The following is a 25,421-nucleotide window of genomic DNA, read 5'->3' as shown; positions in this document are numbered from 1 at the left end:
TTTACATGTATTTCATTCCCTCATAACCAAGCAATCGGCGCCAAAGCGCAATTTGCCCAATGCAGTTTGCTTCCCTATACGTATTGAAACTTAACATTTCAAACAAGGGAAAACTCATCTGTTCCACTTCAAAATGAATCACTTTATCCAATTCTTCATCGGTAACTGTCATCAACTTTTCCCTTAGCAGCGGCGAAATTTGGTCCCATTCCCGTTGATAAACCGGCAATTTTGGATATTCCAAGCCATCTTTAATTCCTTGATGATGTTTAAAAAGCTCGTTGCTGCTAGCATTCATCGGAATTCCTAACAGATTGGCTAACTCAAACCTTTCCTGTAGTAAACTTCCGGCCAACCAGGCTACGTGATTTGCCTTGGTATCCAATCGTTTTAAAGCATCAGCATCATTAATGCCATCCAATGCCTTGTGATAAAAAGAGGTGTGCATATCATACAGCACCAAAAAACCGTACATGCGGTTGCTTATTGGTTTAATTTCCATATCTACCCATTTAATATCCACTAAGTTAGTTTCAATTTTGGGCGATGTTGATAGGTATTAAAGGCAAAGTTAGGGGGCATTTGAGACAATTTTGTATTTTAGGCTAACCAATACATGAACGATGAAAAAAATAGGGCTTCTTTTAAGTAAAGATTATAAGTTATTGAGCGTTGCTGCCATACTTGAGGTTTTTGAAACCGTCAACAAATTTTACATTGCAGCACAAAAATCACCTCTGTTTGAATTGATTTTGCTAGATGGCGATACAAATACTTCAAACCATCAGGCATTAGGGTATCCATTAACGAAATTCAAAGATGCACCTTTAATGGACATGGTTTTTATCCCGGCTTTTACCTCAGATGATATGCGGGCCACCTTAACTGCCAACTACGAGAACATCCCACATTTAGTGAAACAATATCAAAATGGTGCCTGCTTAGGAAGCTTTTGTACCGGAGCATTTTTACTTGGCGCTACCGGATTGCTCAACGGCAAAATAGCTACCACACACGTGGATGCCAGCAACGGATTTGCAAATGCCTTCCCTTTGGTAAAGCTAAAATCTGATAAAACTGTAACTCAGGATGACCGGTTGTACACCAGCGGCGGCGCTACTTCTTCATTTCATTTATTGTTGCATTTGGTACACGAATACTGTGGTAAAGAAATGGCCATTAGAATTGCCAAGATTTTTGCGATAGATATGGATAGGGACAATCAATCCTATTTCAGTACCTTTCAACCCTCTAAAGATCATGCAGACGAACTAGTAGCCATTGCCCAGCAAAAAATTGAGCAAAACTATCAAGATGCGGCAACTATTGAGGAGCTCATTAAGGATATTCCGTCGAGCAGAAGGAACATTGTGCGTCGTTTTAAGCAAATAACGGGCATCACTCCTATTGAATATTTACAGCAAACACGCATTGAAGCAGCGAAAAAATTGCTGGAAAAAACCAATCAGCAAATGAATGAAATAATTTACAGCTCCGGCTATAATGACCCTAAAGCTTTCCGAAAGCTGTTTAAAAAAAGTGTGGGCATGACCCCTACGCAGTATAGGGAGAAGTTTCAAGTGAGGTAAATGACCGTTTGGTTAATCTAAATTTGTAGCGTTTTATTTTGATCTTACGTATAGTGTATAAAAGAACAAATATGAAAAGACGACTTACTTCGCTAGTGCTGGTTTTGACCTTATTACTGAGCCTATCTTGCAAAAAAGAAAGCACACAAAATGGCATTGTGGGCACTTGGCAGCATGTTACTACTATTGGAGGTTTTCAGCCTACCGTTACAAATTTGAACTTAACCCTAAGATTTACCAAAGACAAATTTGAAAGTGAATTAGATGGAAAAATTGTTGACAATGGCACCTACGAAATCACGACCGAAAAATCATGGGATGGTGATCCAAGAATTGTTTTTAATGGCAAAGGCGATGCTTTTAAGCAATACGTTAAGGTAAGCGGAAATAAGCTGATCATTTTCAACAATGCGCCGGTAGCTGTAGACGGTACAGAAATTCATTACATCAAAATAAAATGATTGATTTAACTTTGAAGCAGCAAATAACGCTATTGCATTGCTACTTTAAAGTTTCCTTTACTTCGCCACAGTCCAACATGCTTTCGCCGTAGTAAGGATTTTTAATTTGCTTTTGATTGCTCAACCAAAACGCACCTTTATCGTTCAAAGCCATAGGGCAAAACTCCACATAAACCTCACCCGATTTTAGCCCCGTTTGCCTCACTTTAGCAATCATTTCATCACTTAATTGAGCGAATAAGCTTCGCTGAACCTCTAAATTGGCACTGGCGGTAATTTTAGCAGCTAAGTTAGCTATCAAACTTCCTCCGTTTATCGCTTTTGCTCCAAGTTCCAAAGCCATGCTAGCCTCTTTGGCTGTAGCCATGTCCGAATTCACCAAAGCATCGCTCAGTAAAAGGTATTGTTGGTATGCGGCGTTTAATTGATCATTTTTAACCAACACTGCATCGGTATTAATGACTACTTGCTTTTTAACTGGAACCTCTTTTTTATCTTCAACTTTTTGATTGGTACATGCCGCAAATACGAGTAGCAACAAACCTAAAACCTGATATCTTTTCATCTGATTTGATATTAATTTTTGATTTTAAAACACTGAAAGAGAATTAATTTATTACTTGAGATTAACCGAGTGGATGCTTCCCTCGTTTCAAAACATACTCGCTGTAAAGTAGGTAAGCACCTGTAACTACAACTTCATCGCCTGTGGCGATACCCGATGTGATATTGATATTATTAGCATTGGCTTTACCAGTAACCACAGGCACAGGTTCAAAGCTATCTTTCCCGGTTTTTAGCCAAACATGTTTGCCTTTGCCATCTTGTATTACTGCATCAAGAGGTAAATTGATTCCCGCTTGCTTGGCGTTACCAGTTAACAACATCACTTTAACCTGTAAACCAGGCTGCCACTTAGCATTTGGGTTTGCAATGCTACCACGAATTTGGGTAAGCTGAGTTCCAGTTTGTAAGGAAGGATTAATGAACTCCACCTTCATCAACTGCGGTTCATTTTCCCAACCGCTAACTACTACCTTCAGCTGCTGGTTTGGTTTGATATTTTCTAACTCTTTAGGATAGGCATCCGCCTCCACCCACAAACGCTGGTACCCCTCTAACCTCATGATGGGGCTACCTTCGGCAACGTACTGCCCTTGCGTAACGCTCAACTCTGCTACAGTGCCGCTCTGGTTTGCAAACACGGTAACTAAGGGATTTTTTTGTTGTGTTTTGCTCAATTGCTTTAGCTGACTTTCGGTTTGACCGTACAGCAGCAATTTTTGTTTAGCAGAAGCTACCAACTGTTGTTCCAGCTTATCTCCAGCAAATTGTTTTTGTTGCGCCAAGGCCATTAAATACTCTTGCTGCAGCGTAGCTAATTGCTCTGAATATAAACGGTACAAAGGCTGTCCTTTGGATATGATCACTCCTGTTTCCCTTACAAACAACTCCTCAATTCTACCTGCTACTTTCGCAGAAATGTAGTTGCTCTGTTGCGGATCAAGCACTAAACGACCATTCAGCACACTTTCATTCGCAATATCCGCCAAACTTCCGCCTTCGCCAATTTTCGCAGTGCTAATGTTTGCAAGTAATTGGCGTTGAGCATCAAGCTTGATGCTTTTATTGTCACTATTTTTCTCAAACGGCACTAAATCCATCGCACAAATTGGACAGGTGCCCATTTCATGTTTGATTACCTGCGGATGCATTGGACAAGTGTAGGTTTGTTGCTGTTGTTCCGCTGCTTTCTGGCTACTTTTTTGATCTGTAGTACAACCCATTATTAGGGCAAAAAAGCCAAAAATTAAACCAATGTATTTTATTTTTATCATTTGCATTGATGATGATCTCGCTATCTTTTCCATTTTAGCTTGCTGAGTTTAACCAATGTTATTGTTTAGTTTTAGTGCTGATGAAGCTTTCGCTATCCACCAAGTAAGCTGCTTCTTTGGCAACCTGCCAGCCATCAATACGCTGCTGAATTTGCACTAAGCCAGCAACTTTAATTCCTGTATTTACCGGCACTGCTACAAAAACGCCATTTTCTTTTCTGAATACCACACTTTCAGCACCAACATTCACTACCGCCGATGCAGGCAGCCAATAGCTTTGCGGTACTAAAACGGGAATTTTTGCAGTCAAAACATCACCGACCCTCCATGCATTTTTGCCGATATAAACTCTGGCCAATGCAAAGTTTTCACCCGATTTTACAACCGGTTCTATCAATCCTATGGTGGCTGTTCGAAATGTAGCTTCTTTATTAGCAGTTTTGTAGAATGCCAACTTTGTTCCTTTTTTAATCGCCTTACTTACTTCTGGTTTTAAGGTAAATTCTGCCACCAGTTGATCAGCCTTATAAATAGTGAACAAACTTTGACCAGCACTAACGTATTGGCCTTCCCTCAAAAGTAACGCTGTGTTTTGCACCTGAGTTGTAGTACTCGCACTTTCAGTTTCAGCACTTGAAGCACCCATACCCGACATGCCACCGTCGCCGCTGTTGCTTGCAGCTACCTGATTGCTTTGTGGTAAATTAGCTACCTGTTGCTCCAAAATATAACCATCCGCCGGACTATAAACAGGCACACGATAATTCACCTTTTTACTGCGAATAATTTGTGCTATCGTTTGCTGAGTTAAGCCTAGCAACAGTAAACGTTGTTTAGCTTTGGCCATCAATTGCGTATCGTTAGTATTTTGCGAAAGGTAAATCAACTCCTGTTGGGCAGCCGTCAAATCTGGCGCATAAATTTCAAAAAGCAACTGACCTTTTTTAATAGGCTGATAATTGTATTTTACATGCAGTCGCTCCAAACGGCCACCAACACGGCTAGCCACGTTAACTTTACTTCGGGTATCGTAATTGATCATCCCTTGCGCTTCGACGGTAAAAATTTTCGACTCGTAAGTTGCTGTTACAGCCTGCACTTTTGTTATTGCCTGCTCATTTGACGGTGCTATCAACGCTCTAAGGCTATCATCTATTTTAATTTTACCAATATCATGATGGTCTTTATGAGGTTTACTTTGACAAGAAACAACTAGAAATGCAATTGATAGCAGTAATACTTTTTGCCTTATCAAATGTAGCCCGTTAAGATCCCAACCGACACTGGAATGACCAAGTCCACTACTACCTGTATAATTCCTTTTCATAATCGGCAATCATTAAATAAAGTTTCAATTTCTCATCTAGCACATTGTTTTGCATCATGGTTAACGCCTCCCAGGACGCAATCACTTCCGGCAACTGCATTTTATTTTCACGGTAGTTCAACACGTTAACATCCAATGTTTTTTGTAGTGTAGGAATGATTTTCTTTTCCATGTTGTTGATCTGTGCTTGCATGGTTTTAATTTGGTACTGCATACCGTACAACATTCCTTGTGATTCTTGCAACATTGCAGCTTTTTGCATTTGCATGGCATCAATTTCGTATTGCATACCCTTTACTTCGGATTTGTACATTTTTGAAGCCCAAGGAGCAATAGGAATACTCACCATTCCCATTACGCTAAAAGCCCTTGGCATGCCGCTACTTAAAGGCGACATGTGATCAAAACGGATTCTGAAATCAGGATTGCGCTGCTTTTTCATTGCATCGATGTTCAATTGCATAGATTGAATGTTGTAGTTCATTTGTTCAATGTCTTTTCTCGCCGTTGCCAAACTCGCTGTATCCAAACTACCGGCGGCTGTAAATTGCGGCACTGTAGTGGTGTCAATTACAAAATCAGTGTTTCCTGCTCTGTTCATCAAACTATTTAACCAAGCTTTCGCTTTTCCAATTTCCCCCTCCTGCATGCGCTTCATGTTTTCTGTTTCTTCCAACTTAGCCGTGGTTTGGTAAACGCTGCCCAGTTTCGATTGGTTAAATGGATATCTGATTTCTTCAATCTTCTTCATCGTTTGCATGATCTGCGTACTTTTTTGCAACACTAGCAGTTTTTGCTGCGCCACCAACCAACTGTAGTACAATTTTTTAGCTTGCGTTTTAAAATCATTCAAAGTAATTTCCCTATTAGCTCGCTCCACTTTTGCTTTTGACTCGATGTATTTTTTTTGTGCGTTCAACTTGCCGTAGTTGGGAATATCCTGTTCAATTTGAAACATCAACGATCCCTTGTCACGCTCATCCATTACCATTTGACCTGGGTATGGCGTCATAAAAGTGCCTACGCCAACCATCGGTGCCATCCATGCCGTAGCCGCTTTTGCAGTGTATTGATAACTTTCGGCCTTCAAACCGTAAGATTTGAGCAACAAATTATTTTGATCTATGCGTTTCAATATCGTGTCCAAAGGCAGCACTATGGTTTGGGCATTAACGAGGACCGGTAAAAAAAACAATGCAAGAAGTAGCGTTATAAGAGAATTTCTAACTATTTTCCTATCGTTCGTTTTACGATTATATTTGTTGAGCACTTCGCAGTTCCCACCTATGCAGGAACAACGAACATAGAGGCTATCTCCCCCTTGGGAAGAAATGCCCAACGGGCAGAGAGACGCTATTTTAATGTTGTACATCATGCACCTCCAATTTTCCATATTTTTTCAATTCGTATTCTTTAGACATTAAAAAGATGAGCGGCGTAACCAACAGAATATGTGTGGAAGAAGTAAGCACACCACCAATCATTGGCAATACAATAGGCTGCATTACATCTACCCCAACACCTGTTGCCCAAAGCACCGGCACCAAACCGAATAAGGAAACGCAAACGGTCATTAATTTTGGTCGCAAGCGTTTTGCAGCACCATGTATCACGTAGATACGTAAATCTTCTTTGGTAATGGTTTCGCTCGAATTGCCTTTGAGTTTGATGAGCTGCTGCATGGCGTCGTTCAAATAAATTACCATTACAATTCCAGTTTCAACGGCAATACCAAACAAAGCAATAAAGCCCACTGCCACTCCTACTGATAGGTTTACACCCCAAAAATAAATCATGTAAGCACCGCCAATCAGCGCAAAAGGAACGGTAATCAAACTTAAAAATGCTTCCCTAACCGACCGAAATGCGAAGTAAAGCGAAAAGAAAATGATAATGAGCACCACCGGAGCAATCCACATTAAAGTTTGTTGCCCCCTAATCAGGTTTTCATACTGGCCACTCCATTCCAAAAAATAACCTTCCGGCAAAATACCGTCTTGCTTATTTAATTGTTCCATTGCTTCTTTAACGGTACTGCCCAAGTCCCTATCGCGTACGTTGAACATTACTGCGCCGCGTAAAATAGCATTGTCCGAACTGATCATTGGCGGTCCATCCTCAAACTTCACATCGGCCACTGCCGACAAAGGAATTTCCCCGAAGCTTGGCGACTGAAGTGGAATTCGCTCGATTTGCGAAACACTATTGCGATATTGCTGCGCCAAACGCACACTAATCGAAAAGCGTTGTCGGCCTTCAATGGTGTTGGCCACATTAGCACCACCCAAAGCAGTTTCCACTACTTGATTCACCTCGTCAACACTTAATCCGTAACGGGATAATTCTTCGCGTTTAACATTGATGGCTAAATATTTACCGCCTGTAATAGGTTCTACAAATAAATCACTTACGCCAGCCGTACCTTCCAAAGCTGCTTTCACTTTTTCAGAAACTGCAGCAATGGTATCCAAATTTTGTCCAAAAACTTTTATGCCTACGTCGGTACGAATACCTGTGGCCAGCATATTGATGCGGTTAATGATTGGCTGTGTCCATCCGTTTACTACCCCCGGAATTTGCAGTTTAGCATCAAGTTCAGTAATGATGTCTTTTTTAGTCACCCCATTACGCCATTCACTTTTGGGCTTCAGCGTAATAATGGTTTCAATCATGCTAATTGGCGAATTATCCGTAGCCGTACTAGCCCTACCGGCTTTCCCTAGCACTTTATCTATCTCTGGTACAGATTTGATGATTTTATCTTGCACTTGTAAAATCCGCTTCGCTTCAGCGTTTGAAACATCTGGCAGCGTTACTGGCATAAATAAAATGCTTTGCTCATCCAACGGCGGAATAAACTCCGTACCCAAATTTTTAAGCAACGGAATGGTGATTAGCAGGGCAATTACATTGATAGCAATGGTCGTTTTACGCCAATTCAGTACTTTTTCAATGATAGGCTCGTAAATCCTTTCCAAAAAACGGTTCACTGGGTTGGCGCTATCGGGCTTAAACTTCCCTTTCATAAAGAATGAAATTAGCACTGGTGCCAGAGTAATCACCAACAAAGCATCCACTATCATGATGAATGTTTTGGTAAAAGCCAAGGGATGAAACAACTTACCTTCTTGTCCTGTAAGCATAAATACAGGCAAAAAAGATGTGATAATGATAACAGTAGCAAAAAATACACCTCTCGAGACCTGCTTGCTCGATTTGGTGATAATTGCCAGACGTTCTTCTTCGCTAATCCAACTAGGTTCTTTGCGAAATTTATTTTTTAACCAATTTTTCATTTAGGTTGTATGGTTTTTGTTCTATTTGTAAAGCCGCACAATTGTGCGTTTTTATTTGGCCTCTTTGTGTTGTACAGACGCACAATTGTGCGTCTCTACCTGTGGCCGCCTGCTATTGTACAGCCGCATAATTATGCGTCTGTACCGAATCTCTTGCTGTTGTACAGCCGCATAATTATGCGGCTCTACCTGTTGCCCGTTGCCATTTGTACAGACGCACAATTGTGCGTCTCTACGATTGTGCGGCTCTACTTGCCGACAACCTCTTCGTACCGCTCTGCCAAATGTTTATATGCATTTTCACTCATGATAATGCCGTTATCTACAATTACACCAATAGCCAAGGCAATGCCTGTAAGCGACATGATATTTGAACTGATTCCAAAAGCATTGAGCAAAATAAAACTAGCGGCTATTGTAATTGGAATTTGAATGATGATACTAAGTGCGCTGCGCCAATGGAACAAGAAAACAAATACGATCAAGGAAACCACGATCATCTCTTCTATTAATGTATTCTTAATCGAACTCACCGACTCTTTAATTAGTTCCCCACGGTCATAAACGATATCAAATTTTACACCCTTCGGTAAACCTTTGGCCACTTCATCCATTTTCTTCTTGACCTTATCTATCACTTCAGCGGCATTTTCGCCATAGCGCATTACCACAATGCCACCCACACGTTCGCCTTCACCATTTTGGTCAAAAATCCCAAGCCTACTTTCACCAGTCATTTGGACCGCAGCCACATCCGAAATACGAATAGGCGTACTACCTTGATTTTTAATGGGAATATTGGCAATTTCCTCCATGGATTTAAGGTAACCCGAGGTTTTAATGATATAGCCCATGCCACTCATTTCGAACTTCCGGCCCCCAGCTTCGTTATTGTTGCTCCTCACCGCAGCAATCACCTGAGGCACTGTGAGCTTGTAAAAAAGTAATTTATTAGGATCAATCGCTATTTGATATTGCTTTTGGAAACCACCAAAAGAAGCAATCTCGCTCACGCCCGGTACATTTTGCAAGGCAAATTTCACATACCAATCCTGTATGGCACGTTGTTCACCCAAATCCATGTTTGGCGCATCTAAGGTATACCAAAGTACGTGTCCTACACCAGTTCCATCAGGGCCCAATTGCGGCGTAACTCCTTCAGGTAAGGATTTTGAAATTGTACTAATGCGCTCCGTAACACGCTCTCTTGCCCAGTAAATATCTACGTCATCTTCAAAAATCACATAAATAAAACTCATCCCAAACATAGACGAACCTCTAACATATTTAATTTTAGGTATGCCCTGCAAGTTGGTAACCAATGGATAAGTAATTTGATCTTCCATTAATTGTGGCGACCTCCCCATCCACTCCGTAAATACAATTACTTGGTTTTCCGATAAATCTGGAATAGCATCTATCGGGTTTTTCTTCACCGCAAAAATGCCCCAAACAAATAGCGCTGCAGCCAAAAGCAACACTATAAATCGGTTACGCATTGACCAATCAATAATTTGATGTACCATTTAGTTTACCTTTTCTTTTCCTTTAAAAACATCATTTCGTCACAAGCTCACGAAGCAAGTCAACCATTTGTAGCACTTGCTTCGTGCCTTGCAATATTGCTGATCAATTAATGCGCTTTGGTAGTCTTACCAGTCCTGTCGTATTTACAGCAGCTAGGTAATTTATCATACACTTCATTTTTTGCTTTCGCTTTAGGTGTATCATGACCTAAATCGGCGATTTTTTGCTGAATAGCTTCGTTGTTAAGTTTTGAACTATCGTAGCTTACCGTTAAAAACTTACTGTCTTTGTCCCAAGTAGCGCTGCTAACACCAGCTGTTTTCAAACCAGTTTCAATACGTTTTTTGCACATGCCACAGTTACCCAATACTTTAATTTTTTCAGTTTTAGTTTGGGCGAATGCTGCCGTTCCAATCATAGTAAAAGCCAATAAGGCCATCATTTTTAAAGATTTCATGTTTTTGTTGTTTAGCCCATAGCAATTCATGCAAAGCGAATTAGCTATTGGCTGATTAAAAAAATAAGTTGAATTGTTGGCTAATGCCGGTTTGGAATCACTCCCTGAGATATCGTCATTCTGAATTTATTTCAGAATCAGCTAGAAAGATCCTGAAACAAATTCAGGATGACGGTAGGGCGATTAATACCAAAAAGGAAAAGAAAGGTATTATATTCTGTAGGTACAGTTTTTAATGAAAATAGGCAGATTTTGCCCTAAAGGCGGTGCATTGCTCCTGCTTTCTTTAGCAATTGTAGCAACTATTGGTGATAGATAAAATTCCACAGGTTTCAATTGCGGAACTACGAACACGCCTTGTTCGAACTTGAAAATTTGGGCGTTTGCTTTTTGCGCTTGGTCAACCTTTGCCTGGTGTTGCACATCTTTACAGCAAGATTTTTCGGTAGATTTCTTTTTCTCCATACCGCAGAAACTGCAAGCATGTTGATCAGATTGAACTAAGCTCCAATCTACCAATTCGCCCATACAATAATGAAAATTAACACCCGCACCACTGGCAACCGCCAAGTAGAAAAATGCTAGAAGTGTTAAAAATATCCTTTTCATTACTCAGCAAATATGAATAAAAAGTGAGATATGTTTTTATATAATTTTAAAAAACTGTTATAGAATTGACAATTGATGATAACCCTCTCTGCCCTTCGGGCATCTCTCCCAAGTGGAGAGAGGAGCATTAGCGTTAAAGCTCTATCGCAATGCGATAAGCAAATGAATGATAAATGCTCTTGATTTTATTTTATATAGGAGAACCAAGCACAAGTATTTCGCCCTGCTGCTCTCTCCCTATCAGGGAGAGATGTCCAACGGACAGAGAGGGTGAAAAATATTATATCCGATATCTATTTTATAAAATTAGTATAGGCTAACCCTCTCTGCCTGCGGCATCTCTCCCAAAGGGAGAGAATAGCATTTGCCTTAAAGTTCTATCGTAATGTAATAAGCAAATGAACGATAAACGCTCTTGATTTTCTTTTATATAGGAGAAACAAGCAAAAGTATTTCGCCCCTGCTGCTCTCTCCCTATCAGGGAGAGATGTCCAACGGACGGAGAGGGTGAAAAATATTATATCCGATATCTATTTTATAAAATTAGTATAGGCTAACCCTCTCTGCCTGCGGCATCTCTCCCAAGGGGAGAGAATAGCATTTGCCTTAAAGTTCTATCGCAATGCAATAAGTAAATGAACGATAAACAGTTTGGATTTTCTTATATATAGGAAAAAACAGGCACAAGTATTTCATCCCCGCTGCTCTCTCCCAAGGGGAGAGAGCAGCATATGGGAAAGGAAGTACAAACACTCATCCGTTGCTGCTTTCTTATAACATGGAGATGTCCAACCGACGGAAAGGATTTTCAAAAACAGTTAATAAGCGGCAGTAAAGCGTTGGCGTGGATGTTTGTTGCTTTCCACTTCATCGGCAATTACTATTGCTAAATCTTCTACAGACAATACACATTTGCCATTTTCATCGAATACTGGATTTTCTAAGCCTAAACGATATTTGCCAGTGCGGCCAATGGTAATACCCGGATGCATTTCAATTGCCGGACTAAAGAAAGTCCAGTTTAATTCCTCCTCTTCTTTTAACGTGTTTAAGTAATCTCTGGCAGCAGTTGCTCCAGGTTTAATTTCCGCTGGAAAACCTGGCCCATCTACCAATTGACTGCCTTCCATATACAAACTTCCAGCACCACCAATCACAATCAAACGCGGAACACCAGCAGCCTTTACTCCTGCTTGGATGGCTTCTGCACCTTTAATAAAATCAGCGTAAATATTGGGATTAGTCCAACCGGGATTAAAAGCACTCACTACCACATCAGTACCCGCTAAAACTTTAGCTAGCGCCTCTTGATCATTCACATCAACACTTACGGCATTCACTTGTGATTGTTCCGCTACCTTATCTGCGTTTCTTGCAATTGCTAACACTTCATGTCCGCGATTTGCTAATTCATTTACCAAGTTTTTACCTACGAAGCCTGTGGCTCCAATTACTGCTACTTTCATATCTATTATTAATTTTAATTGTAACTAATTTTATTACAGTTTTGTTTAAAAAAATTTAATTCGAAAACTTAGCGCTAAAATTTGCTAAGCTTTGTTGGTTAAGCCGCTCAACCAGTTGGCGTTCAGCATCTTCATAAAGCGAATTCAAATGTTGATTGATCTCCCTGCCCACCTCACATAATGGGTTAGGATCATTTTTATGACTGCCTAACAAATAGTTGCTTCTCACACATTGATAAAGTGCACCCAGCCTAATATCTTTTGGAGATTTAGCCAATGTAGTACCGCCATTTTTGCCTTCTTTAGTAGTTACAAAACCGTTTTCCCGAAGGTTGATCAGTTCTTTACGCACCAATACTGGATTGATATTGAGACTTCCAGCCATGTAATCAGACGATAGCAATGCCCCTTTCGCTTTATCAAGCAATACCAAAATATGTAAGGAAATGGCAAACCGTCCATTATTCATTCTGTAATTTTATTTATTACAGTACAAAGTAAACTAAATGATTTTGAAAATGCAAATAGTTTTTTTGCGACGATGGTCGATTTTGAAAAAAATAGGTTGATACTTTCAATTGAATATTGAGCGATAAATACTTTAACACGAGTTCGGTTTAAGTACTGTTATAATTCTTTAAAATTTGAATTAATATATTTTTTAGCTCGCCGCCGCCGGGCTCTTACTTTTTGACCGCAAAAAGTAACAAAAACTCTCGGTTGCTTATTTTTCTTCAAAGAAAGTGCTTCGGCTTATTAGTGCAGACCGAAAAATAAGAGACCGAAAATTAGCTGAACGGAGATTTGAGGGGCTATCGCTAGCAAATAGCATAATTCTCTTATTCCCAACTCACGTTACTTCAGATTCCGTTTTCACGAGAATGATAGACGAAGTAAGTTATTACCAGTACTTTTGCTATTTTCGTGAAAAATAGATTTATGATTGCACACCATGTATTATTTTGGCTTAAAGCCGATATCACCGATGCTCAAAAAGAAGCTTTTTTAGGCGGACTGAAAAGTTTGGAGCAGATTGAGGTAGTAAAAAATTTCCACGTTGGCACACCTGCGCCTATTGAACGAGCGGTAGTAGACACTACTTACACATTTAGCTTATTGTTATTTTTTGAAGATTTAGCAGCTCACGATATCTATCAAGTGCATCCTATCCACAAAGCATTTTTAGAGGAGTTTAGGATACATTTTGAAAAGGTAATAATTTACGATGCGCAGTAAAAAACGAAGTGTTCCCACTTCGTTTTTTTATTTAATTGTACCTTTTTCAGCGGCAGTTTGAGCTTCATTGTCGGGTAGCAAGCCTTTGCGTTGTGCGGGTGTAAGCAACTCTGGCGAAGCTTTCTGATTAAAAGGATTGAAGAAATACAAACCTTCGGCGGTAAACAACTTAAAATGGCTTTTTAACCTGCTTTCAAATGCCGTTTGATCTTTTAGCTGACTAGGCGTCCAAGCTGCTTCCGCTAAGGCAGCGATACGAGGAAAAATTTTGTAATCAAGCTGTTGTGCATCCACTATTACTTCAGTCCAAACATTGGCCTGTATCCCTCTAATTAATGTGTTAGCATTTGGCAGTGCCGTAATTTCTTTAGTTGGAAATTGATACACGCTTTGCCAATGCACAAAGTTACCAGCCCATTTGCGACCAACAACATGCGAATCCTCTTGCACAAAATCAAAATATAAAGGCAACCTCGGACATAAAACCACTTGATAACCTTTCTGCAAGGCATCTTTTAAAATTTCAGGTTTATCATGACGCCACCAAAACACCGTAGTTTTTTCCGTCGATAAAGTGCCACTCACAATTTCATCCCAAGCTAAAACTTCATTATTGAGATCTTTGATGCTGTCAGCCATTCGTTTAACAAAGTAAGCCTCAACAGCGGGCAAATCTTTCAAATTCTTCGACTTCATCAAGCTTTGTACAGCTTCATCCTTGTTCCAATGCTGGTTACCAAAATGAACTTCATCGGCACCAATGTGGATCATCTGTGATGGAAAAAGCACATCTACCTCCCTTAAAATTTGCGTAAGGTATTGATAGGTACTTTCCTTACCCGGATTAAAAGTAAACTCCGGATACTTGGGCGAACCACCACCACTAAATTCTGGATAAGCTTTATTAGCTGCCGTAGCATGGCCTGGCATATCAATTTCTGGAATTACATCAATATATCGCTGTGCAGCGTAGGCTACAATTTCTTTGATGTCCTCCTGCGTGTAATATTGCGCTTTAGCTAAAGAATCACTATGACTACCTATGCCACCAACTAAAGTTAATTTGGGGAAAGCTTTAATTTCGATGCGCCAGCCGGGTTGATCGGTTAAATGCCAGTGAAATTTGTTGAGCTTGTAAAACGCCATCCAATCCAACAGCTGTTTTACCTTTTCTTTCCCAAAAAAATGCCTCGACTCGTCCAACATCAATCCCCGCCAAGCATAAATTGGTTCATCTTCAATTTCCCAAGAAGCAAGCTCAACCACTTTTTTATTGACCGACTGCTGCCTTACCAATTGTAGCAATGAAGATATGCCGGCAAATAACCCTTCTGGCTGAGTGGCTTTAATTTCAATTTTATTTGGAGAAATAGCTAATTGATACCAAGCTGCATTTTTTTTACCACGGTTGTTTACCAGCGTCAAGCTAATATAGTTTTCAGCAGCTTTATCAGCAGTTCTGATACTCAAACCTTGATAACGCAACAACTCCGCCTGTAGGTATTGTGCCAGCTGCTTCACCTCGCTATTAGCCACAATTTGGGTTTGCTGGCTCAACGTAAATGATCCAGTTTGCTTTGCAGCCTTTAATGGTTTAGGAATTAGCGGCAAAACCTCCTGTGCGTTTGCCTGGCAAGCGAAAAACAAAGCAACTAATAAAATCAAGCTATTTTTAATCATCTTCATCGAGTAAATTACTTCACAGTAAATGTTGCCGTTTGTCTAATATCTTCCGAAGAGGAACCTATCATTATCTTGAAATCTCCCGGTTCTACCACCTGCTTCATTTCTCTATTCCAAAGCATTAAATCATCAGAAACTAAAGTAAAGTTTACCGTTTTGCTCTCTCCCGGTTTTAGTTTGATACGCTCAAATCCCCTAAGTAATTTTTCGTAAGTAGTTACGGAGCTCAATACATCACGAAGGTATAATTGCACCACTTCGTCACCTTCTTTTGCTCCTGCATTTTTTACATCAACAGTAACTTCTACCACTCCCTGATCAGCCAATTTGTTATTTACTTTGATGTTGCTATAACTGAAACTAGTGTAACTTAAACCATGTCCAAATGGATACAACAAACCTTTAATCCTTGCTGTTTCGCCTTCATCAGTTTGTGCATTAGGTTTAGTTGGAAAATTGAGTGGCAACTGTCCTACAGATTTCGGAAATGTCAATGTCAATTTTCCACCCGGATTATAATCTCCAAATAAAACATCGGCTACTGCCAAACCACCTTTAACACCAGGATAACCTGCATACAGAATAGCTGGCGCATATTTGTCGATGTAATTGATAGCCATAGGTTGCGAACCAATTAACACCACTACATAAGGTTTGCCTGTTTGATGAATGGCCTTTGCTAATGCCAATTGATGGCCCGGCAAATCTAGCGACGTACGACTTTTGTTTTCTCCAGCAGTTTTGGTATTTCCACCTAAAAACAGAATCGTTACATCTGCTTTTTTAGCCTCTTCTACTGCCTTATCAATCATCGCTTGCTCTTCTGCCGTTGGCTCTACCGGAAAAATCTCGCTTTGCGGCCAAGTTTTGTCTATTAACTCGCAACCTTGGGCATAACTCACATTTTGGCTTCCGAGTTTCTGTTTAATGCCTTCTAGCATGTTCACACTTTCCGACATTAGCGGACCGTAGTGCGTATGAGCATAATCTGCATCAGTTGCATTTGGGCCAACTACAGCTAATTTAAGCCCATTTTTAACAAGAGGAAGTGCATTATTAGTATTTTTAAGCAATACTAAACTTTCATGCGAAGCCCTTAAAGCCACCGCTTGACTCTCGGCATTATTCACCAATTTTTTACTTGCTTCGGCATCTTTTACGTAAGGGCTATCAAATAATCCTAAACGAAATTTAACACTCAGCACATCACGTATGCGACTGTTGATGGTGTCTATCGGAATGCGTTTTTCGTTTACTAATTCTCTTAAATAGTAGATGATACTATCTGGTCGGCGGAAAGTGGTACGCACATTCATACCCGCCATAAAAGCTTGATAAACCGCTTCCTTTAGGTTAGCAGCAACATGGTGCTTATTGTAAAGGTATTCTAACGCATCGCTATCACTCACCACGTAACCAGTGAACCCCATTTCTTTGCGCAAACGCTCAATTAGCCAATAGCTACTTCCAGAAACAGGTACGCCGTTATAATCGTTATACGAACTCATTACGCCCATAATATTGGCTTCCTTGATTACCTTTTTGAAAGGATAAAGTAGCACATCCTCCACTTCGCGAGGCGAAACTTGCGGATCGGTACGAGCCAAACCTTCCCTAGCGCCTTTATTGGCACTGTAAACTGCAAAATGTTTAGGAGTTGAAGCAGCGCCCATCTCCTGAATACCTTTAGCCATTTCGACACCCAAACGAGCGGTTAGATAAGGATCTTCGCCGTAAACTTCCTCTAAACGGCCCCAACGTTGATCTCTAGCAACATCTAAAATTGGTGCGTAGACGTTGGTATAGCCCAAGGCCCTGGCTTCTTTGCCAGTAATTCGTCCCATTTCACGTACCAGAAGCTTATTCCAAGTCATGCCCATATTCAGCTGTGTTGGAAAGCCCGTAGCCTGATAGGCTTCTATCCCGCGAATACCTTCATTGGTAAAATCAACTGGAATGCCTAAACGAGTTTGCTCGATGAAGAACCGCTGGGTTTCGTTCATGGCCCAAACATGGCGTTTGATATCGGTCACTAAATCCAGTTTCTTTTCTATATTATTCCACTGGATGAAACCATTTAGATGCTCATCAATATTGGCAATACCATCTTTCCAAACTTCATTTTTCCAAGATGGCGTAGGTAAAGAATCTTTTAAAATTCTTTTCCAGCCATAAAGCGTAGCCATTTGCGCAGTTTTTTCATTCAAATTCATCTGCGAAATCAAATCGGCTATTCGTTCGTTGGTGGTACGTGTTGGATCTTCATATACATCCTTACGCCCATTTTTATTCAAATCGATCCAACCTTTTTGATAAATTTTGGCTGGCTTTTGGGCATAGCCGAGACTAGCAATTAAAATTAAGGATAAGGTAAGGAGTAAGTGTCTTTTTTGTGGAAACATGCTAAATAATTGAGTGAAGTTGGATTACATAAACCTAATAAATTGTTGCTTTTGCAGCAAGTTAAAAGAAAGTGAATTTAGATCAAGATATTTATAAATCTTCTTAAACTATATTAAATACGTCTTAACAAACAGCTTATTTTAACTCTTACTTTTTGACCGCAAAAAGTAACAAAAACTCTCGGTTGCCTATTTATTCGGTGTCTTCTTGTTTTCATTTGTTCTCATGCTTGCTTCGCAGGTTTCTTTTAAAGGTAGTTGTTTGGCTAATTGATGCATCCCGAAAAATAGGAGACCGAAAATTAGCTGAACGGAGATTCGGAGCGCTATCGCTAGCATACGCCTCCTCTTCCTATATCTAAATTACATTAACCTCTATTTTTAAGTTTTTTGTAACGGAGTAATGCTTCTAAAAAATAATAGTCGGCGTAAATTAGCGGCACATCAATTTCTGATTGATGAGGATAACTACCCACGGAATGTTTAAGGATGAAACCTGCATTTGTTCCAGGCTTAGCTAAATATTTATCGCTAGATAGCGACTGTAGCATGGTTTCGGCAGTGGAAAAATACTGCGCTCCTTTTTCACCGCTAAATGTACTCAACTCTAACAATGCAGAAGCTACCAAGGCACCTGCCGAAGCATCCCGAGGAATTTCCGACAATTTTGGTCGGTTGGCTTGGTTCCAATCTGGTTGATAACCTTTTTGGCCAACATTGAAATCCCAGTAAGGAATTTTGTCTTTGGGCAAGTTAGGATGATTAATGAAAAAATCAGCAGCCTTTTGCGCTGCGTTCAGAAAACGTTTGTCGCCAGTTTCACGGTACATCATAGTGAAACCATAAATTGCCCAACCTTGTCCGCGGCTCCAAGTAGAATTATCCGCATAGCCTTGGTTAGTTTGTTGATGAAGTACTTTGCCAGTTTGTGGATCGTAATCAACCACATGATAGGTACTAAAATCTGGCCTAAAATGGTTCTTCATGGTATTTAAAGCATGGCTGATGGCCACTTTCTTATAGGTAGAATCGCCAGTAATTTTAGAAACGTAGCACAGCATCTCCAAATTCATCATGTTATCAATGATTACTGGATATTGCCACATGGTTTTACCGTCCCAAGAAGCTTTAGCATTCCACGATTTGATTAAGCCAACCCTTGGATCAAAGCGGGTTAAAGCAGTTTTTGCCGAATGGATTAAGATATCGTTATAAGCCGCTACCTTTTTAGGATCTTTTTCTAAGCGAGCTGCATTTCCATAAGAGCAGTACATTACAAAACCAATATCGTGATGTTGATTGAGGTTTTTGCCTTCCTCTAATGCTACTGTCCATTTATTGGCCAGTGCTTCCCATTTGGGCTGTTGATTATATTCATAAATGTACCATAACACCCCAGGAAAAAAACCACCAGTCCAGTCCCAAACATCTACACCTTTTACACTTCCATCTTTATTGGTAGTACGAGGAAAACTCTTCAAATCCTGTTGCTTTGCAAGCATCATTTGGTATTGCTTGGCTGCCAGCTCAAAATCTTTTTTAACCATTTGCGCACCTGCATCATAAATAGTTAAAAAGCAAATGGTTAGCAATAAAAATTTAACTTTACTAACCGTTGTATTCATCTCTATCTTCATCATTTTTTAAGTAAAAACATCCTCTCCCAACAATTTTTAGCTGTTGAATTTGATGTATGAAAAATTTCGCTCTGCGTATTTTGTGGGCTAATTTAATTACGGTGTTACCACTACCTGTACCTCTTTAACGGACTTACTTTCTCCGTAAACATTAACGTTGGCCGCAACAAAAGTTACCGTGTAGGTGCCCGCAGCAGTATATTTGTAAGTATAGTTGTCCATTCTGGTGCTCATATTTTTTAAGGCCACGCCGGCATCGGGTTGTACTTTAGTAAGCGATAAACCGCCCGAAATAGCCCACACTTGATTGCTACCAGTAGTTGTGCCTCCACCTTGAAACTTCAGAATTAGATCAGTACCGAAAGTCCAGTTTACGGGAGAGGTAGTAAGTACCTTTACCGGAGTCCAAGTTGCCGAAGCAATAGAAGCCACTGGCAACACCTGACCATCGGTTGTGGTGGTTTTCACGTCAAATTTATTGACCCACCAACGTGGTTGAGTTGTACCAGTTACACCAGTGTATTTAAAAGCAAAATATACCGGTTTACTTTTATCAAGGGTGAAACCTAAGCTAGATAGTGTGGTTAAATTCACTATGCCTGATGAAACATAAGCGACATCAGTAGATTGAATGCCTGATAACGTAAATGCCGAGGTAATATCAACCCAATCGGCAGGATTAACATTTGCCGCATCATACTTGCCGTTAAAGGTTTGCGAAGCCAACAGGCGGAGCGAATTGGGCTGCTGTGCATCTAAGCCGTAACGTCTGTTGGTGGCAAATTCCAAAGTAATGTTATCGCTTTGCGCTTGCGTTCTATCCTTATAAATGTATTTGCGACCTTCTTCGCCAGAATAAAACAAGACTTGATCTGGATTTCCAGTAATTAAGAAATTAACCGTTTCCCCTACTCTGTAGGATGTTTTTTCGGGTTTTACATCAAAATTTAGTTGTATAACCTCTTTTTTATTGCAGGCCGCCAAGCCTAAAACTAGCAGCGGCAGGAGGGATATTTTTTTGATCTTATTCATATTACCATCCAATATTTTGAGACATTTCTTTATTTAGCGACAACTCCAATACCGGGATTGGAAGCACATTATTTCTGCTCGTTACATTTCTTCCTGCCAACGCTCCAAAGCTCCATGTAGTTCCAGCATCAGCTTGGATGCCCATAGCCAATTGGTTCATTTCCGACACGAAAATATCCCATCTGATTAAATCAAAGCGTCGCAAACCTTCGAAAGAAAGCTCTAAAAAGCGCTCTTTACGGATAGCAGCACGCATATCATCAGCTGTATTTAATGTAGCGCTTATGTCGGTAGCGTTAGCTCTTGATCTTACCTCCTGTAAAGCCTGTTTAGCAATTGCCGTTGGGCCATTTACTTCGTTTTCAGCTTCCGCAAGCATCAATAACACATCTGCATAACGCAACAGAGGGAAATTTTGAGGCGTGTAGTTTTTGTTTTTAGGTTTCAGCTTTTCATAAGCCCTACGGAACTTGCCACAATTTCTATTGTAAATTTGGCTGGATGTCCAAGCAGTAGAATCTGTAACAGTTACAGCATTGTTTACCGTAGCGTAAACGTAGGCGTAAGGTGCAATAGCCCAATTTCGTCTTACATCTTGTGCTTCGTAGCTATCATACAATTTTTTGGTAGCGTTAACAAAACCGTAGCTGTAACCATGTGCTTCATCATTACATTGCAGCCCTAAAGTGTTGCCAATACGTCCGGCTTCAAAATCGCCACCACGGTTTCCGTACAATTCCACTTCCCAAATAGATTCGCCAATATCATATTTATCACCAGCGTAATTGGTAAAAATTTGCTGATAACTTGGCAGTAATCGATGTTCTTTTGGACCAGCATCTGGATACACAATTTTACGGGCCCATTTTAAAGCTTCCGCGTATTTGCTTTGGTCTTTCAAGGGTGCGCCTGCCATTTTCAAATAAACCCTGGCTAATATTCCCCTAACGGTAGATTTTGAAATTTTACCGCCATAACCTATTGCCGTTGCCGTTTTTACCATGCCTTCAGCTGCTTCCATTTCTTTAGTGATGAAATCGTAAACCTCACGCTGTGGTGTTCTTTTGATATTGACATCGTTAACTGACGATGTTGGCGTAGTTTTTAAAGGTACATCGCCCCAGTTGCTAACCAACATGAAATAGTAGTAGGCTCTTAAAAATTTAACTTCGCCTTTGGCCGCATCTTTTGAAGCTTGCGACATGTTCACCCCGTCAATGCGGCTTAAGAAAACGTTGGCACGTTCAATACCTTCGTACAAATATTTCCAAACACTGGCTACACTAGCATCGGCAGCATCAAAGTTGTAAACAGCCGGACCAGCCGTGTAAGAACTTCTGGAATAAAAGCCATCATCTGCTACGGTAAGTACCAACTGATAGTTACCTCCATAAATTTCCTCTTTTCCCAAAACATCATAAACACCTGCTAAGCCTATGTTTACATCAGTTTCGTTGTTGTAATAATTTTCTTTTACGATAAATGTCGGGTCTTTTTCTAAAAACTTTTTACAGCTGGTAAAACCCAACGTTAATACGCTAACTAGCAGCAATAACTGATATCTCGATGTATTATTTTTCATATAATTTCTCATGATTGCCTACTTATAGTGAAACATTTAAGCCAAACACAAACGTTTTTGGACGAGGATACGATGAATAATCGAACCCTGGTGTTAGCGATGAATAATAAACGGCCACCTCTGGGTCGTAACCCGTATAGTTGGTAATGGTAAATAAGTTTTGTGCTGACACATATACTCTCGCAGATTTCATTTTGATGCGTTTGACCAAAGCATCTGGAAGTTTATAGCCTAAATCAACAGTTTTTAGCCTTAAATACGAAGCATCTTCCACTACTCTACTTGAATAAGCATTTGGCCCTTGTCCGTTCACCCTGAATATGGTGGTATTGGTGTTAGATGGTGTCCATCTATTCTCGTAAGTAGCATACTGGTTCAAATAAGGTTTGTTGCCTGCTTCAAACAATAAGCGATTGGCGTTCAATACATCGTTACCATAACTCCATTGGAAAAAGATATTCAAATCGAAGTTTTTGTAGCGGAAGTTATTGCTGAAACCGCCTTGATGAATTGGATACCCCCTACCGATTACTGTACGATCCAAATCGTTCACTACCCCATCTCCGTTAATATCCCTGTATTTAATATCTCCCGGCTGGATTAAACTTCTAGCATTTCCATTAGTAGCAACGGTGCTTTTAAGCTGATAAGCGCCACTTGGCAATAAATCGAAATCTTGATACTGATAAACGCCATCCCAAATGAAGCCATAAATTTGTCCGAGCGGCTGACCCACCTTAGCAATATATGCAGGCAAATCACGATAATTTTGATCCCAACCTACGGTGCTAACCAAACTCTCTTGGTTTTGAGTAAGTTCCAACACTTTGTTGCGGTTAAAAGCAATGTTGAACGAGCTTGTCCATCCAAATTTATCAGTTTTGATATTTTCAGTAGTGAAGCTTAATTCTAAACCTTCGTTAGAAGTTTTTCCTATATTTTTAAATGCAGAAGCGTAGCCGGAAGAATAAGGCAATTGCGCATTCAACAACAAATTGGTGGTTTTCTTTTTATAATAATCGGCAGTAATGGTTATGCGTTGCTTGAAAAAACCTAAATCTAAACCAATATTAGTTTGTGCTGTAGTTTCCCATTTTAAATCCTCATTAGCTAACGAACTTAAAAAAACACCTTGTGCCAAACTGTTATTGAACGAGTAGTAACCATTGTAAGTACCACTTGTATTATCGAAATTCATTTGTGCGTAGGTGGCGTAATCGGTTACACGATTGTTCCCTGTTACCCCATAACCAGCTCTTAATTTGGCATCAGAAATAAACTTGTATTTCTTCATGAAGTTTTCGTTGATGATACGCCAAGATAACGCTGTAGATGGGAAGTAACCCCATTTATTACCATCTCTAAATTTTGAGGAGCCATCAGCACGGAATGATGCTGTGATGTAATATTTATACTTGTAGTTGTAATTGATACGACCTAGATAAGACATTAACGACCACTCGCTTTTAATTGCAGTTACTGGTTGGGCAATACCTTGACTTAAGCCTGCCAAACCTAAAATTTCATTAGGCAATTGCGTAGCACGCAGGCCATATCTTTCGTAATTATTTTCTTGAAAAATTAATCCGCCTACGGCGTTAAAGTTATGCTGACCGAATTTTTTGGTATAGGTAAGCAAGTTTTCATTTTGCCAGGTATTGCTATTGGTGTACATGATAGAGCCATTCACCTTATCAGTACTACCCGCATAACCGTAACGGGTGAACGAATTGTTAAAAGTTTCCTGCTTGTAATCTGCATTATTGATACCGCCCGACACTCTTAATTTCAAACTTTTGGTAAATGCATATTCAGCAAATCCATTAGCCACCAACCTGTTTTCGAAGGTTTGGCGCAATTCGTTTTTAGCAGATAAAATAGGGTTGATACGGTAATCATTCCTTGCGTCATCAGCGCTTAAATCTGGATCAACCAAAGAATCTTCCAATTCGGCACCACTAAAAGATACTGGCCTGTAACCCCAAACGCTGTACATCAAATAGTTCATTGCCGAAAAGGCCTGATCAGGAGTTGCCGGATTGGCGCCGTAAGTTTTAGCACCGGTGTAAATCAAAGATGTTCCAACTTTAAATTTATCGCTAAAGGTTTGATCTAATGTGAATTTACCTTGCTTGCGACTAAAGCCAGAGTTGATCAAAATCCCATCCTGGTCAAATAGGTTCCCAGAAACGGAGTATTTGGTTGATTTGCTACCGCCCATTACAGAGATGGAGTGATTTTGCATTGGAGCAGTTTGGAATAGCTCGTCTTGCCAATCGATGCTTTCAATATTGCGGTAATATTCTAACGTTCTGCCATCTTTCAAATAGTTCAGTAAAATACCAGCAGGATCTCTTTCCGCTTGCAACTTAACATACTCATAAGGCCCCATCAAGGGGATTTTATTGATAATTTGCTGTGCTCCAGCATAGGCATTGTAGTTAATGGTTGGTGCTCCTTCCTTACCACGTTTGGTCGTAATCATAATTACACCATTTGCACCCCTGGCACCATAAATGGCCGTTGCCGAAGCATCCTTTAATATTTCAATAGATTCAATTTCCGAAGGATTTAAAATACTGGCATTGGCATCTTCCATTGGGAAACCATCAATTACGTACAGCGGAGAGTTATCTTGCGTAAGTGAGTTGGCACCCCTAACCACAATATTTACACCTGCGCCAGGCTTTCCACTTTCCGAAGAAACTTGAACACCAGCTACCCTACCACCAAGAGCTTCAATAGCAGAAGCAACTGGAGCTTTTTGTAAGTCTTCTACTTTTACGGAGCCTACAGCACCCGTCAAATCTTTACGTTGAACTTCACCGTAGCCAATTACTACAATTTCATTCAATGATTTATTTTCCGAACGCAGTTTCACTTCTACGCTAGTTTTTCCGTTGAGCGGAACTTCTAAGGAAGTGTAGCTGATGTATTTAAAAACCAGCACCTCGTTGTTATTGGCTACCTTTATGGTGAACTTTCCATTAACATCCGTTACCGCTCCCAAGGATTTACCTTTTAGCATTACACTTACACCCACCAAGGTTTCCCCAGTTTCGGCATCTTTCACTGTACCTGTTACGGTACTTTGTGCAAACACCTGAAAGCTCGTTAACAGTGTCAAAAGAAAAATGAAGACTTTTCTCATAGTTTGTTTTAATTTAATATTTGGGCTACACTGAATTTATATCAAATGATTACAGACAGTCAGCTCATCCAAATTTGGGCTTTTGGCTACCCAAACAAGGGGTAATTATCGTTTAAATTAGGGGTAAT

At 40.1% G+C, this 25,421-nt stretch carries 20 protein-coding genes; 3 read left to right on the top strand and 17 right to left on the bottom strand.

Going from position 1 to position 25,421, the window contains the following annotated elements; translation table 11 throughout:
* Window position 1: 1 nt before the first annotated feature.
* A complete protein-coding gene (locus tag DUT68_RS03435) occupies window positions 2–502 on the bottom strand; it encodes a DinB family protein (protein ID WP_113635804.1) in 501 nt (166 codons plus the stop codon).
* A 121-nt stretch (window positions 503–623) separates the two neighbouring features.
* On the opposite strand from DUT68_RS03435, the gene DUT68_RS03430 reads away from it, so the two are divergent.
* Together DUT68_RS03430 and DUT68_RS03425 are read left to right on the top strand one after the other, a co-directional pair.
* The gene (locus DUT68_RS03430; protein WP_113635801.1) at window positions 624–1,589 is read left to right on the top strand and encodes a GlxA family transcriptional regulator; all 966 of its coding nucleotides are present in this window, start codon (window positions 624–626) and stop codon (window positions 1,587–1,589) included.
* A gap of 71 nt (window positions 1,590–1,660) precedes the next feature.
* Window positions 1,661–2,050, top strand: a complete 390-nt coding sequence (locus tag DUT68_RS03425; protein WP_113635799.1) for a hypothetical protein — start codon at window positions 1,661–1,663, stop codon at window positions 2,048–2,050.
* A 40-nt stretch (window positions 2,051–2,090) separates the two neighbouring features.
* Here DUT68_RS03425 and DUT68_RS03420 read toward each other — a convergent pair whose 3' ends face one another.
* The 10 genes from DUT68_RS03420 to DUT68_RS03375 all read right to left on the bottom strand — a co-directional run bounded on the left by DUT68_RS03420 (window position 2,091) and on the right by DUT68_RS03375 (window position 13,039).
* Window positions 2,091–2,615, bottom strand: a complete 525-nt coding sequence (locus tag DUT68_RS03420; protein ID WP_113635797.1) for a DUF3347 domain-containing protein — start codon at window positions 2,613–2,615, stop codon at window positions 2,091–2,093.
* Window positions 2,616–2,676: 61 nt separating this feature from the next.
* Window positions 2,677–3,921 carry an efflux RND transporter periplasmic adaptor subunit gene (locus DUT68_RS03415; RefSeq protein ID WP_237088250.1) on the bottom strand — a complete coding sequence of 415 codons (1,245 nt, stop codon included), beginning with the start codon at window positions 3,919–3,921 and terminating at the stop codon, window positions 2,677–2,679.
* 25 nt (window positions 3,922–3,946) lie between these two features.
* Window positions 3,947–5,215 carry an efflux RND transporter periplasmic adaptor subunit gene (locus tag DUT68_RS03410; RefSeq protein ID WP_113635793.1) on the bottom strand — a complete coding sequence of 423 codons (1,269 nt, stop codon included), beginning with the start codon at window positions 5,213–5,215 and terminating at the stop codon, window positions 3,947–3,949.
* Window positions 5,193–6,371 carry a TolC family protein gene (locus DUT68_RS03405; protein ID WP_237088258.1) on the bottom strand — a complete coding sequence of 393 codons (1,179 nt, stop codon included), beginning with the start codon at window positions 6,369–6,371 and terminating at the stop codon, window positions 5,193–5,195. The genes DUT68_RS03410 and DUT68_RS03405 overlap by 23 nt, the downstream gene beginning before the upstream one ends.
* A 202-nt stretch (window positions 6,372–6,573) precedes the next feature.
* Complete coding sequence (locus DUT68_RS03400; RefSeq protein ID WP_113635786.1) at window positions 6,574–8,511, bottom strand: efflux RND transporter permease subunit; 1,938 nt, start codon at window positions 8,509–8,511, stop codon at window positions 6,574–6,576.
* A gap of 248 nt (window positions 8,512–8,759) precedes the next feature.
* Window positions 8,760–10,037 (bottom strand): efflux RND transporter permease subunit, encoded by a 1,278-nt coding sequence (locus DUT68_RS03395; RefSeq protein WP_113635784.1) that lies wholly within the window; start codon window positions 10,035–10,037, stop codon window positions 8,760–8,762.
* 107 nt (window positions 10,038–10,144) lie between these two features.
* A complete protein-coding gene (locus DUT68_RS03390; protein ID WP_113635782.1) occupies window positions 10,145–10,495 on the bottom strand; it encodes a heavy-metal-associated domain-containing protein in 351 nt (116 codons plus the stop codon).
* Between the two features lie 210 nt (window positions 10,496–10,705).
* A complete protein-coding gene (locus DUT68_RS03385; protein WP_113635780.1) occupies window positions 10,706–11,104 on the bottom strand; it encodes an HYC_CC_PP family protein in 399 nt (132 codons plus the stop codon).
* Window positions 11,105–11,922: 818 nt separating this feature from the next.
* The gene (locus tag DUT68_RS03380; protein ID WP_113635778.1) at window positions 11,923–12,570 is read right to left on the bottom strand and encodes an NAD(P)-dependent oxidoreductase; all 648 of its coding nucleotides are present in this window, start codon (window positions 12,568–12,570) and stop codon (window positions 11,923–11,925) included.
* 55 nt (window positions 12,571–12,625) lie between these two features.
* Window positions 12,626–13,039, bottom strand: a complete 414-nt coding sequence (locus DUT68_RS03375; RefSeq protein WP_113635776.1) for an Rrf2 family transcriptional regulator — start codon at window positions 13,037–13,039, stop codon at window positions 12,626–12,628.
* Window positions 13,040–13,509: 470 nt separating this feature from the next.
* Here DUT68_RS03375 and DUT68_RS03370 point away from each other — a divergent pair, with 470 nt between their 5' ends.
* Entirely contained in the window at window positions 13,510–13,806 is a 297-nt protein-coding gene (locus DUT68_RS03370) for a Dabb family protein (RefSeq protein ID WP_113635774.1), read from the top strand.
* A 27-nt stretch (window positions 13,807–13,833) separates the two neighbouring features.
* Here the strand turns inward: DUT68_RS03370 and DUT68_RS03365 are convergent, their stop codons facing one another.
* The 6 genes from DUT68_RS03365 to DUT68_RS03340 form a co-directional block, all read right to left on the bottom strand.
* On the bottom strand, window positions 13,834–15,486 hold the full coding sequence (locus DUT68_RS03365; RefSeq protein WP_113636292.1) for a beta-N-acetylhexosaminidase: 1,653 nt from the start codon (window positions 15,484–15,486) through the stop codon (window positions 13,834–13,836).
* Window positions 15,487–15,500: 14 nt separating this feature from the next.
* Window positions 15,501–17,891: a glycoside hydrolase family 3 N-terminal domain-containing protein gene (locus DUT68_RS03360; protein ID WP_113635772.1), complete on the bottom strand. Its 2,391-nt coding sequence runs from the start codon at window positions 17,889–17,891 to the stop codon at window positions 15,501–15,503.
* 368 nt (window positions 17,892–18,259) lie between these two features.
* On the bottom strand, window positions 18,260–19,531 hold the full coding sequence (locus DUT68_RS03355) for a glycoside hydrolase family 88 protein (protein WP_237088249.1): 1,272 nt from the start codon (window positions 19,529–19,531) through the stop codon (window positions 18,260–18,262).
* 93 nt (window positions 19,532–19,624) lie between these two features.
* On the bottom strand, window positions 19,625–20,560 hold the full coding sequence (locus DUT68_RS03350) for a DUF5017 domain-containing protein (RefSeq protein WP_113635768.1): 936 nt from the start codon (window positions 20,558–20,560) through the stop codon (window positions 19,625–19,627).
* Between the two features lies 1 nt (window position 20,561).
* Window positions 20,562–22,142 (bottom strand): RagB/SusD family nutrient uptake outer membrane protein, encoded by a 1,581-nt coding sequence (locus DUT68_RS03345; protein ID WP_237088248.1) that lies wholly within the window; start codon window positions 22,140–22,142, stop codon window positions 20,562–20,564.
* Window positions 22,143–22,164: 22 nt separating this feature from the next.
* Entirely contained in the window at window positions 22,165–25,293 is a 3,129-nt protein-coding gene (locus tag DUT68_RS03340; protein ID WP_113635765.1) for a SusC/RagA family TonB-linked outer membrane protein, read from the bottom strand.
* Window positions 25,294–25,421 lie beyond the last annotated feature (128 nt).

Origin of the sequence: Pedobacter zeaxanthinifaciens (assembly GCF_003313335.1) — a bacterium.
Taxonomy (GTDB): Bacteria; Bacteroidota; Bacteroidia; order Sphingobacteriales; family Sphingobacteriaceae; genus Pedobacter; species Pedobacter zeaxanthinifaciens.
This window is presented reverse-complemented; position numbering and strand designations above follow the sequence as displayed.

Coding starts and splice junctions, on each gene's coding strand:
- DUT68_RS03420 (WP_113635797.1), bottom strand. CDS start 2,615: ATGAAAAGATATCAGGTTTTAGGTTTGTTGCTACTCGTATTTGCGGCA.
- DUT68_RS03355 (WP_237088249.1), bottom strand. CDS start 19,531: ATGATGAAGATAGAGATGAATACAACGGTTAGTAAAGTTAAATTTTTA.
- DUT68_RS03360 (WP_113635772.1), bottom strand. CDS start 17,891: ATGTTTCCACAAAAAAGACACTTACTCCTTACCTTATCCTTAATTTTA.
- DUT68_RS03395 (WP_113635784.1), bottom strand. CDS start 10,037: ATGGTACATCAAATTATTGATTGGTCAATGCGTAACCGATTTATAGTG.
- DUT68_RS03430 (WP_113635801.1), top strand. CDS start 624: ATGAAAAAAATAGGGCTTCTTTTAAGTAAAGATTATAAGTTATTGAGC.
- DUT68_RS03350 (WP_113635768.1), bottom strand. CDS start 20,560: ATGAATAAGATCAAAAAAATATCCCTCCTGCCGCTGCTAGTTTTAGGC.
- DUT68_RS03365 (WP_113636292.1), bottom strand. CDS start 15,486: ATGATTAAAAATAGCTTGATTTTATTAGTTGCTTTGTTTTTCGCTTGC.
- DUT68_RS03410 (WP_113635793.1), bottom strand. CDS start 5,215: ATGAAAAGGAATTATACAGGTAGTAGTGGACTTGGTCATTCCAGTGTC.
- DUT68_RS03340 (WP_113635765.1), bottom strand. CDS start 25,293: ATGAGAAAAGTCTTCATTTTTCTTTTGACACTGTTAACGAGCTTTCAG.
- DUT68_RS03375 (WP_113635776.1), bottom strand. CDS start 13,039: ATGAATAATGGACGGTTTGCCATTTCCTTACATATTTTGGTATTGCTT.
- DUT68_RS03370 (WP_113635774.1), top strand. CDS start 13,510: ATGATTGCACACCATGTATTATTTTGGCTTAAAGCCGATATCACCGAT.
- DUT68_RS03380 (WP_113635778.1), bottom strand. CDS start 12,570: ATGAAAGTAGCAGTAATTGGAGCCACAGGCTTCGTAGGTAAAAACTTG.
- DUT68_RS03390 (WP_113635782.1), bottom strand. CDS start 10,495: ATGAAATCTTTAAAAATGATGGCCTTATTGGCTTTTACTATGATTGGA.
- DUT68_RS03385 (WP_113635780.1), bottom strand. CDS start 11,104: ATGAAAAGGATATTTTTAACACTTCTAGCATTTTTCTACTTGGCGGTT.
- DUT68_RS03415 (WP_237088250.1), bottom strand. CDS start 3,921: ATGGAAAAGATAGCGAGATCATCATCAATGCAAATGATAAAAATAAAA.
- DUT68_RS03435 (WP_113635804.1), bottom strand. CDS start 502: ATGGAAATTAAACCAATAAGCAACCGCATGTACGGTTTTTTGGTGCTG.
- DUT68_RS03400 (WP_113635786.1), bottom strand. CDS start 8,511: ATGAAAAATTGGTTAAAAAATAAATTTCGCAAAGAACCTAGTTGGATT.
- DUT68_RS03345 (WP_237088248.1), bottom strand. CDS start 22,142: ATGAAAAATAATACATCGAGATATCAGTTATTGCTGCTAGTTAGCGTA.
- DUT68_RS03425 (WP_113635799.1), top strand. CDS start 1,661: ATGAAAAGACGACTTACTTCGCTAGTGCTGGTTTTGACCTTATTACTG.